Here is a 9,349-nt window from a genome sequence, read left to right as displayed (position 1 = left end):
TTTGCCCGGGCTGGGGCCGCTGGCTTGGGGGCGCCGGACCTCGGCCCGGCGAGTGGCTCGTCATGCATACGGCAAAACGGCCCCGCAAGGCAAGGGCGCGTCCTTTTGGCGGGGACGCGCCCCTTTTCGCGGCCTCAGACTTCCTGGATGGGGTGTATCTCGCGGCAGAAGTCGTCCCATTCGGCGCAGGTGTCGGGGGAGATGGGCGCCGGGTAGTCCTGGCCGCAGTGCGGGCAGTGGGCCAGGGCCAGGTGCTCCTGGCCGGGAGCCAGGGCCTTGGCCCGCGAGCCGTCCAGGGCCTTCATGTCCTTGGCTTCCAGGGCCAGGGTGGTGTCGTGGCCGCAGCCGGGGCAGGTGCCCTGCACGGTGTAGGTCTTGGGGCTCATGGCGTCTCCTGTGGTTGCGGGCGCAGCCCGTTTTCCAGGAGCCTAGCACCAACGCCGCGGCGAGGGAAGCGGGGGGCGCGCGGCGCGTGGAAAACGGCGCGGGAGGCCGGGCCGGTGCGTGGGGGCGGCGCGGGAGGCCGGACCGGTGCGTGGTGGACGGCCGCGCCAGGGAGCCCCCGGGGCCGCCTCAGCCCTGCGCGCCCGCGTCGCGCCCCGGCGCGGCGAGGAAGGCGCCGTTGCAGAGCAGCTCGTCCAGCTCCGCCGGGGTCAGCCCGGCGGCCCGTTGCAGGGCGTCCATCTCCTGGCCGGGGTCGAACAGGGGGTAGTCGCTGCCGAACAGGATGCGTTCGCGCGGGTGGCGCCGGAAGATGGCCGCGAGGTCCTGGGGGTCGATGAAGGGCAGGGAACTGGACGTGTCGATGTGGACCTGGCTGCCGACGAGGCACTCCAGGGCCCACTTCCAGTGTTGGTAGCCGCCCAGGTGCGCGGCGATGAGCGTCAGCCCCGGGTGGTCGGCATGCACGCGCATGAGCTTGAAGGGGCAGGACGGGTTCCGCTCGGGGGGCAGCCGGTCGCCGACATGGACCAGCACCGCGAAGCGCCCGGACATGGCCTCGAACATGGGCCCCAGGCGCGGGTCGTCCAGGCGGAAGCCCTGGAAGTCGGGGTGCAGCTTGACGCCGCGCACCCCGGCCCGCTCCAGCTGGTCGAGCTGTGCCTCCCAGGGGCCGTAGTCGGGGTGCAGGGTGCCGAAGGCCGTGACCCGGGGGTTGTCGCGCTGGATGCTCATGGCCCAGGCGTTGGCGGGGATGACCTGGTCGGGGGTGGTGGCGGCGCTGTGCACGACGCAGCCGTCCAGCCCGGCGCGGGCCACGCGGTCCAGCAGGTCGGCCAGGGTGCCGTCGCCCACGGGGGCGATGCCGTAGTGGCCGCTCAGCTGCTCCAGGACCTTGTGGGCGATCTTGGGGTGGAATGCGTGGGTATGGACATCAAGGCGCATGGCTGTTTGCTTTGCCCCAAAGCGGGGAGCGCCGCAAGCAGATGTTGATTGCGCAATCAGTCATTTACGGCCCGGCGTTAGGGTTCGACCTGGAATTCGCTGCCCTCCTCGTTGCGGACCGCCTTGAAAAATGCGCAGCTCATGCAGCCCTGGAGCCTGCGCATGGCGTCGCCCCCGCAGCGGCGATGGGCGTCGGTGTCGGCGAGGGTCCAGCAGATGCGCCCGGCGCAGGGGCCGGAGTTGGTGCCGTGGTGGTAGTCCGCGTCGGCCGCCGGGCAGACCCCCAGCTCCCGCGCGTTGTGCCCCCCGGGCTCGCGCCCGCAGTTGCGGTACGCCCAGCAGGGCGTGCGCAGGCCCTGCCTGTTCCACAGCTCCATTGGCCGGAACAGGGTGTGCAATGTGCGGAAAATACTTGATAAAAGGACACGCATGGGCACCGCCGGGAAACAGTGGCCCTCGCTGGGGCTGCTGCTTGTCCGCAGCGGTAGCATATATGAAAATCGATTGGAAGGGATGGCCTGCATAATCTGCGGGCGTGAACGCATTTTTTTTGCTACCCGGCGCATACTGCGTGGCGCCGGGGTGAAGCCGGGACGGCGTTGCGCCCCTGTTGGCTACATTTTGTAGCCACTTTGCCGACCGCAATATAGATTTGACGGTTTTGCCGCCGTCGGGCCGTCAGCTTGCGGTGAACAGGGCGCGCAGCCAGCCGGGCACTCGCACCGGGCGGCCCGTGGGGTCCACGCAGGCGTGGCGGGTGCTGCCCGTGGCGTGCAGGGTCGCGCGGTCCTCGGAGTGGACCTCGTAGACGAAGCAGACCGAGGCCCCGCGCCATTGGCTGATGCCCACGCGCACCAGGGCCAGGTCGTCGTAGCGCAGGGGGCGCTTGTAGCGCACGGTGGCCTCGGTGATGGGCAGGGCGATGCCGCGTTCCTCCACCGTGGCGTAGCTCATGCCGTGCCGCCGGATGAACAGGGAGCGGGCGCGCTCGAAGTAGTGCAGGTATTCGGCGTAGTAGACCACCTTCATGGCGTCGGTTTCGCCGTAGGACACGCGGTGCTCAAGCCAGGCCTCGGGCCGGGGGAACCCGTCCGGGCCCAGAAGGGCGGTGGGGTCGGTCATGGTCATCCTCGCAGGCGCTCCAGGACGTGGGGCAGCAGGTCGTGCCCGCGTTCGAGGGTCAGGCCCGTGGCGGCGGCGCCCGCCTCGCTGAAGGCGGGCAGGGCGTGGTCGGCCAGGCGCGGGTGGTGCAGCAGGAAGGGCACCGGGTCCGGGGTGTGGGTGCGCCGGGCCAGGGGCGTGAAATGGTCGCAGGTCAGCAGCAGGGCAGCGTCCTCGCCCTGGAGGGCGCGCACCACGGGGCCGACGATGCGCTCGTCGAAGCGGCGCACGGCCTCGACCTTGTCCGCAGTCACGCCCGAGTGCCCGCATTCGTCCGGGGCCTCCACATGCAGGAAGACGAAATCCCCGCCGCGCGCCAGGAATTCAAGGGCCGCGTCCACCTTGCCCTGGTAGTTGGTGTCCAGCAGCCCGGTGGCTCCCGGCACCTCGGCCACCTCCATGCCCGAGGCCCGGCCCAGGCCGCGCACCAGGTCCACGGCGGAGACCACGGCCCCGCGCAGCCCGAAGGTCTGTCGGAAGGCGGGCAGCAGCAGCGGGCGGCCCTGGCCCCAGGGCCAGATGGCGTTGGCCTGCGTGGTGTTGGCGGGGGCCTCCAGGCGCCGGGCCGCGGCCCGGCGCAGCTCCGCCAGCCGGGGCGAGGAGGCGAAGCGCTCCAGGTCCGGCCCCTGGGGCTGGCCGGTGATGTCGTGGGGCGGGCGGATGTCCAGGGCGGCCTCGGGCGCCCGGGCCCCGCCGCGCTGCACCAGCAGGTGGCGGTACTGGATGCCCGGCACGAAGCTGAACACGGCGTCGCCCAGGTGGGCTTGCAGGTCCTCCACCAGCGGCGTGGACCGCCCGGTGTCGATGTGCCCCGAGGAGTAGTCGAGCATGGCGTCGCCGGGCCCGTGCCCGGCCACGCGCACCAGGTTCAGCCGCCAGACCAGGTCGTCGGGGTCCAGCTCCAGGCCCTGGGCGGCGGCCTCGATGGGCCCGCGTCCGGTGTGGTGGGCGGCGGGGTCAAAGCCCATGAGCGACATGTTGGCCACGTCCGATCCCGGGGCCATGCCCTGGGGCACGGTGCGCGCCGTTCCGGCCACGCAGCGCCGGGCCAGGGCGTCCATGTTCGGGGTGGGCGCCGCCTCCAGGGGCGTGCGTCCGCCCAGTTCGGCCACGGGCCAGTCGCCCATGCCGTCGGCCACGAGGAAGAGGAGTTTGGTCATGCTGCCTTGCGTCGCGCCTGGGGGGTGCGCTCAGGGGGAGAGGAACAGCGGCGCAAGCAGCGCCGCCAGCAGCACCAGCACCGCCGCCACCACCGCGACGACGGCCGCCGGGCCCGGCAGTCCGGCGGGCAGGGCCTTGCGGATGAATGTGGCCAAAAGGTGCTGGAACATGGTCCCCCCGGCGGCGCCCGGGGGCGCGGGGTCGCGGGCGGGCGGGCCGCCCTGGTTGGTGCCGGTCCGGGCCAGGATGCCCTTTCGCGGCCTTTTCGTCCAGTGCCCGCCCGCCGCGCCGCGCTCCTAGAGGATCCGGTAGTGCATGGTCGTGCCCAGGGTCAGGCCCATGGCCTCCACCTGGCGCATGGCCTTGTGTATGGCGTCCGCCGTGGCCTCGTGGGTCAGGAACACCAGGGGGATGCCCTCGCCCGCGTCGCTGCGGCTTTTCTGGATCACCTGCTGGAGGCTGATGCCGTGGTCGGCCATGACCCCGGCGATGTCGCGCAGCACGCCCGGCGCGTCGGGCACGATGAAGCGCACATAGTGCTCGCTCACGGCGTCGTCCAGGTCCAGGATTTCCGCCTCGGGCAGCCGGGGGTCGACGAAGCCCAGGTTGTCCGGCGCGTCGTGGCGGATGGTGGCCATCACGTCGGCCAGCACGGCGCTGCCCGTGGGCATGTCGCCCGCCCCGCGCCCGTGCAGCACCACCGGGCCCGCGTTGCCCTCCAGGCGCACGGCGTTGTACGCCCCGCCCACCGAGGCCAGCAGGTAGCCCTCGGGCACCAGGGCCGGGTAGACCCCGGCCTCGACCTTGCCGTCCACCAGCCGGGCCTGGGCCAGCAGCTTGATGCGGAAGCCGAACTCCCGGGCGAAGGCGATGTCCATGGGCGTGACCACGGTGATGCCCGTGACGGGCAGCTTGGCGAAGGGGTAGTCCACCCCGAAGGCCAGGCGGACGAGCAGCACCAGCTTGTGGGCGGCGTCGATGCCCTGGATGTCCAGGGTCGGGTCGGCCTCGGCGTAGCCCAGCTTCTGGGCCTGGCCCAGGGCCGTGCCGAAGTCCAGGCCCTTGTCGGTCATCTCGGTCAGGATGTAGTTGGCCGTGCCGTTGAGGATGCCCAGCAGGTTCTGCAGGCGGTTGCCCGCCAGGGCCTCCTTGAGGGGCTGGACCACGGGGATGCCCCCGGCCACGCTGGCCTCGAAGCCCAGGTGGACGCCGCGCTCCCGGGCCTGGGCGAAGAGGTCCATGCCGTTTTCGGCCAGCAGGGCCTTGTTGGCCGTGACCACATGCTTGCCCGCGGCGATGGCCTCCTCCATGAAGCGCCGGGCGAAGCCGGTGCCGCCCATGAGCTCGCAGACCACGGCGATGTCCGGGTCGTCCAGGATCTGGCGGTGGTCGGTGACGGCGCGGGCGCCGATGGCCTCCACGGCGGCGCGGCGGTGCTCGCTGCGGATGAGCACGGACTTGATGCGGATTTCCTTGCCCGTGCGGCGCAGGATGGACTCGCGGTTCTCGTGGACCAGGCGTGCCAGGCCCTGGCCCACGGTGCCGAACCCGGCCAGGCCGATGTCCAGCCGCTGGGGGGCGGCGGGGGGCTGGTTGGCTAGCACGCGCCGCCCTCCAGCACCTTCTTGATGCCCTTGATGGCCTGCTTGGTGCGGTGGGCGTTCTCGATGAGGGCGAAGCGCACATGGTCGTCGCCGTAGTGCCCGAAGCCCAGGCCCGGCGACACGGCCACATGGCCCTCGCGCAGCAGCAGCTTGGAGAACTCCACCGAGCCGAGCTTGCGGAAGGGCTCGGGGATGCGCGCCCAGGCGAACATGGTCGCCTGGGGCGGGGTGATCTCCCAGCCCACGCGGTTCAGGCCCTCGCAGAGCACGTCGCGGCGCTCCTTGTAGACGTTCACGATGTCCTGCACGCACTCCTGCTGGCCGTTCAGGGCGATGATCGAGGCGATCTGGATGGGCTGGAAGATGCCGTAGTCCAGGTAGCTCTTGATGCGCGTGAGGGCCTGGACCATGTCGCGGTTGCCGCAGCAAAAGCCCACGCGCCAGCCGGCCATCGAATAGGACTTGGACAGGGAGAAGAACTCCACGCCCACGTCCTTGGCGCCCTTGGCCTGCAGGAAGCTCGGGGCCTGGTAGCCGTCGAAGACCAGGTCGGCGTAGGCCAGGTCGTGGATGACGTAGATGTTGTTTTCCTTGGCGAAATCAACGATGCGCTGGAAGAATTCCAGGTCGACGACCTGGGTGGTCGGGTTGTGCGGGAAGCTGATGATCAGCAGCTTGGGCTGGGGCCAGGTCTGGCGCATGGCCAGTTCCAGGTCCTCGATGAAGTTGCGCTCCGGGCTGGTGGGGATGCGCCGCACGTCCGCCCCGGCGATGATGGCCGAGTAGGGGTGGATGGGGTAGGTCGGGTCCTGGGCGAAGACCACGTCGCCCGGGGAGAGCATGACCATGGCCAGGTGCGACAGGCCCTCCTTGGCGCCCATGGTCACCACGGCCTCCTGGTCCGGGTCGATGTGCACGTCGAAGCGCCGCAGGTACCAGTCGGAGATGGCCTTGCGCAGGTTGGGCAGGCCCCGGGAGGCGCTGTAGCGGTGGTTGATGGGCTTGTGGGCGGCCTCGACCATCTTGTCGACGATGTGCTGGGGGGTGCCGATGTCGGGGTTGCCCATGCCGAGGTCGACGATGTCGATGTTCTGGCGGCGCATTTTCATCTTCAGGTCGTTGACCACGGCGAACACATAGGGCGGCAGCCTGTGGACCCGGGGGAACTGTTGCATGGGGGGCCTCCTTGGCGGTGTGTCTTTGCGCCATCCCGGGCGCATGCGGGTTGGGCGCCCCGGCCCGGGGGCCTTGGGCGCGGAAATCGCACCAGGGTCGTCTTCCCCCCGCAACAGGCCGGGGGGACCGGGATGGCGGGGGGATGCCGCCTACTCGAACAGGTAGGCGTATTTCTCGGCGACGGCGGCGGTTCGCCCGGCCAATGCCTGGGCGGCGGCGTCCACGGTGGCGGCGTCCACGGTTCCGGCCTCGCTGGCCAGGTAATGCGTGAGCACGGCCTCGTCGGCGGCATAGATCCACACGGCGGCATAGACGGAACCGACCTGCTCGCGGCCGGGAAATTCGGGCTGGGTGGTGAGGACGACCTTGATCTTGCGTTCGTCGCTGGCCGAGAGGGCGAACAGGGACGAGTCGTTCAAGGTCTCCTTGAGGCGGAAGGCCAGGCGCGTGCCGAGCTGGTCCGTGCTGGTGTGGACCACGGCCACGGGGGTGACGAAGCCCTGCTTGGCGGGCTCCGCGGGCCGGTCTTCCACGGCCTCGGCCTTGGGCCCCTGGGGGGCGGCCTGGGCGAGGACGCGCGGCGCGCAGGCCAGCAGCGCCGCGACGGCGGCGACAAGCAGCAGGAGATATGTGCGGCGGCGGCCCATGGATGCCTCGGAGAACAGATGATCTGTGAGGTACTGTCGCGGCTAGTCTTGAGGGCTAAAGGCTGTTTTGTCAATACGCGTCTTGCCTTGCAGGAAGGCGTCCAGGGCGGGGCGCTCGCGCGTCGGCAGGCGCAGGCCGGCCGCCGACGGGCAGGGCGTCCCGCCGGCGCAAAGCGGCAGGGCGCGGCCCACGAACCCGGCCAGCACGAAGCTGGCCGCAGGGGCCTGGCCCGGGGCGGGGAGCCCCACACGGCGCCCACGGCCAGCACATGCCCGCGCCCGCCCGCAGCAGGGCCTCGCGCGCGGCGGCCCGGCGGCCCAGGCGTTCCGGAACGGCCGGATGCACGGCCAGATAGTGGAAGGGGTCGGTCTTCACGGCCAGGGAGAGGCCGGGGGCGCCGAGGAGCAACGGATCCTCGCGCCAGGCCCGGCCCAGGGCGCGCCGGAGGCGGCCGATGGTCCGGGAGTGGGCCTGCTGGGCCTTGCGCCTGTGCGCGGAGGCTACTCCTGGGGGTAGTTGGGCCGCGCGCGCACCTGGGCCACCGCCGAGCGCACGGCGTCCTCGATCTCGTCCTGGCGCACGGGCTCGCGCAGCACGATGGACCCCTGCTGCACATAACGCGGGGGCAGGCTGTTCAGGGCCAGGGCGTAGATGTCCTGGAGGTCGATGGTGTTGGGGATGAACCCGGGGTCTTCGCCCAGGATGCGCGGGATGGCTTCGATGACCCGCCGTTCGTTGCGGTTGCGGATGAAGAAGAGACTGGTGTCTCCGATGTCGTAACGCGCGACGAGTTCCCTGATCTTGGCGTCCATGGCCACCCCCGAGGATATAAGGGCAGGATAACCGTTTGGCGGCACTATTTCAAATTGAAAAAAGGACGCGCGGGCCGGGGGCTAGAAGTCGAAGCGCCGGACGGGGCGGGCGGCGGCCCTGGCCTTGCGGGCGCCCCGGGCCCGGGTCACATGGCGCAGGAACTGGCGCGAGGGCTTGAGGTCGGGGTTGATGCGCAGGGATTCCTCGAGATAGCGGATGCAGTTGGGCAGGTCCTGCTTCTCGAAGTAGGCCCGGGCGATGTTGTGCAGCAGGTGGTCGTCCTCCCCGGCCAGGGACAGGGCCCGCAGGTAGTGCTTGAGGGCCAGGTCGAGCAGGCTCTGCTTGCGCAGGGACAGGCCGAAGTCGTTGAACATGTGCTTGTGCTCGGGCACGAAGGGCGCGTCCATCTCGGCCAGGCGGGTGAAGATGTCCACGGCCTTGGCCTTGTTGCCGCGCCGCAGATAGGTCAGCCCCAGGCCGAAGCCCGCCCGGGCGTTGGTCTCCACGTTCTCGGGGCTGCCGCTCAGCTCGAAGCCCTCGATCTCCACCCGCAGCCCGGGCAGGGGCTCGGGCGCGGGCGCGGGCGCGCGGGCGACCCGGGCCAGCTCCCCCGCCGGGGCCGGGGCGCCGGGGTGCTGGACGTAGAAGTCCGGCTCGGGGGTGAAGCTTTCGAGCAGGATGTCCAGCGGCACCATGCGTTTGCGGCCCACGGGCACGAGCTGTTCGTTGATGGGCTGGGCCTCGGCCTGGTCCGCCGTGGTCTGGCGCACCAGCCAGTACTGCTTGACCGTGGCCTTGCGCTGGGTCTGGCCGGTGCCGACCTTGCGGGTCTCCCGGGTGGAGAACACGCCCTGTATGGGCTGCTGCGGCGGGTTCTGGCGGGGCATGGCGCTCGGCTGGCTGGCCCGGGCGGCGGCCCGCCGGGGCGGTTGCCGGGCCGGAGGGTCCGGCGCCGGGGGAAAATCCTTGGGCCCATAATAGCCCGGATGCCCGGCGCGCACAAGCCCGCCCTGGCGGGCGGCGCACCGCCGGGGGCCGCGCCGCCGGGCCCGGGGGCCGGGCGGCCGGGCGAAGCCCGCGAGGGGGCGCCCGCGCCCTCCTTCCGGCTCAGGGGTCGAGGATGCCCAGCAGGAACACGGCGCCCACGGCCAGCACCGTGCCCACCAGGAACCACAGCAGGCTGCGCCGCACCCCCAGCCCCGCCCGGGCCGGGCGGGGGGCCGGGAGGCGCCCGGTCCGGGCCGGGGGGGCCTCCAGGGGCAGCTCCTCCCACGGGGTGTGGCGGTAGTCGGGCGCGGGGCCGGGGGCGGCCCGCAGCGGCCCGGGCCCGGCCGGGGGCTCCGGGGCTGCCTGGGGAGGGCGGGGCGCCTGGGGACCCTGGGCGGCCAGGGGCGCTGCGG

General features: G+C 71.6%; 11 protein-coding genes and 1 pseudogene. All 12 read right to left on the bottom strand.

The window, feature by feature from the left end; genetic code table 11:
- Window positions 1-134: 134 nt before the first annotated feature.
- Window positions 135-386 (bottom strand): hypothetical protein, encoded by a 252-nt coding sequence (locus M0P34_RS10260; RefSeq protein ID WP_291498821.1) that lies wholly within the window; start codon window positions 384-386, stop codon window positions 135-137.
- A gap of 187 nt (window positions 387-573) precedes the next feature.
- Complete coding sequence (locus M0P34_RS10255; protein WP_291498820.1) at window positions 574-1,386, bottom strand: amidohydrolase family protein; 813 nt, start codon at window positions 1,384-1,386, stop codon at window positions 574-576.
- A gap of 77 nt (window positions 1,387-1,463) precedes the next feature.
- On the bottom strand, window positions 1,464-1,763 hold the full coding sequence (locus M0P34_RS10250) for a two-CW domain-containing protein (RefSeq protein WP_291498819.1): 300 nt from the start codon (window positions 1,761-1,763) through the stop codon (window positions 1,464-1,466).
- A 301-nt stretch (window positions 1,764-2,064) separates the two neighbouring features.
- On the bottom strand, window positions 2,065-2,508 hold the full coding sequence (locus M0P34_RS10245; RefSeq protein WP_291498818.1) for a thioesterase family protein: 444 nt from the start codon (window positions 2,506-2,508) through the stop codon (window positions 2,065-2,067).
- 2 nt (window positions 2,509-2,510) lie between these two features.
- Window positions 2,511-3,707 carry a cofactor-independent phosphoglycerate mutase gene (locus tag M0P34_RS10240; protein ID WP_291498817.1) on the bottom strand — a complete coding sequence of 399 codons (1,197 nt, stop codon included), beginning with the start codon at window positions 3,705-3,707 and terminating at the stop codon, window positions 2,511-2,513.
- Window positions 3,708-3,737: 30 nt separating this feature from the next.
- Window positions 3,738-3,878 (bottom strand): hypothetical protein, encoded by a 141-nt coding sequence (locus M0P34_RS10235; protein ID WP_291498816.1) that lies wholly within the window; start codon window positions 3,876-3,878, stop codon window positions 3,738-3,740.
- A gap of 126 nt (window positions 3,879-4,004) precedes the next feature.
- Window positions 4,005-5,312: a homoserine dehydrogenase gene (locus tag M0P34_RS10230; protein WP_291498815.1), complete on the bottom strand. Its 1,308-nt coding sequence runs from the start codon at window positions 5,310-5,312 to the stop codon at window positions 4,005-4,007.
- Window positions 5,306-6,487: an aminotransferase class I/II-fold pyridoxal phosphate-dependent enzyme gene (locus tag M0P34_RS10225; protein ID WP_291498814.1), complete on the bottom strand. Its 1,182-nt coding sequence runs from the start codon at window positions 6,485-6,487 to the stop codon at window positions 5,306-5,308. Before M0P34_RS10225 ends, M0P34_RS10230 begins: the two co-directional genes overlap by 7 nt.
- 150 nt (window positions 6,488-6,637) lie before the next feature.
- Window positions 6,638-7,135 carry a hypothetical protein gene (locus tag M0P34_RS10220; RefSeq protein ID WP_291498813.1) on the bottom strand — a complete coding sequence of 166 codons (498 nt, stop codon included), beginning with the start codon at window positions 7,133-7,135 and terminating at the stop codon, window positions 6,638-6,640.
- A 501-nt stretch (window positions 7,136-7,636) separates the two neighbouring features.
- Window positions 7,637-7,948, bottom strand: coding sequence for a late competence development ComFB family protein (locus M0P34_RS10215; RefSeq protein WP_291498812.1), 312 nt, complete (start codon window positions 7,946-7,948; stop codon window positions 7,637-7,639).
- Between the two features lie 81 nt (window positions 7,949-8,029).
- Window positions 8,030-8,836 carry a tetratricopeptide repeat protein gene (locus tag M0P34_RS10210; RefSeq protein WP_291498811.1) on the bottom strand — a complete coding sequence of 269 codons (807 nt, stop codon included), beginning with the start codon at window positions 8,834-8,836 and terminating at the stop codon, window positions 8,030-8,032.
- A 220-nt stretch (window positions 8,837-9,056) separates the two neighbouring features.
- A pseudogene (locus M0P34_RS10205) lies at window positions 9,057-9,349 on the bottom strand (hypothetical protein); the annotation flags it as partial.

Source organism: Desulfocurvus sp. (assembly GCF_023230885.1).
Lineage (GTDB): Bacteria > Desulfobacterota > Desulfovibrionia > Desulfovibrionales > Desulfovibrionaceae > Desulfocurvus.
The sequence above is the reverse complement of the archived record's forward strand: the minus strand, read 5'-3'. Positions and strand labels throughout refer to the sequence as shown.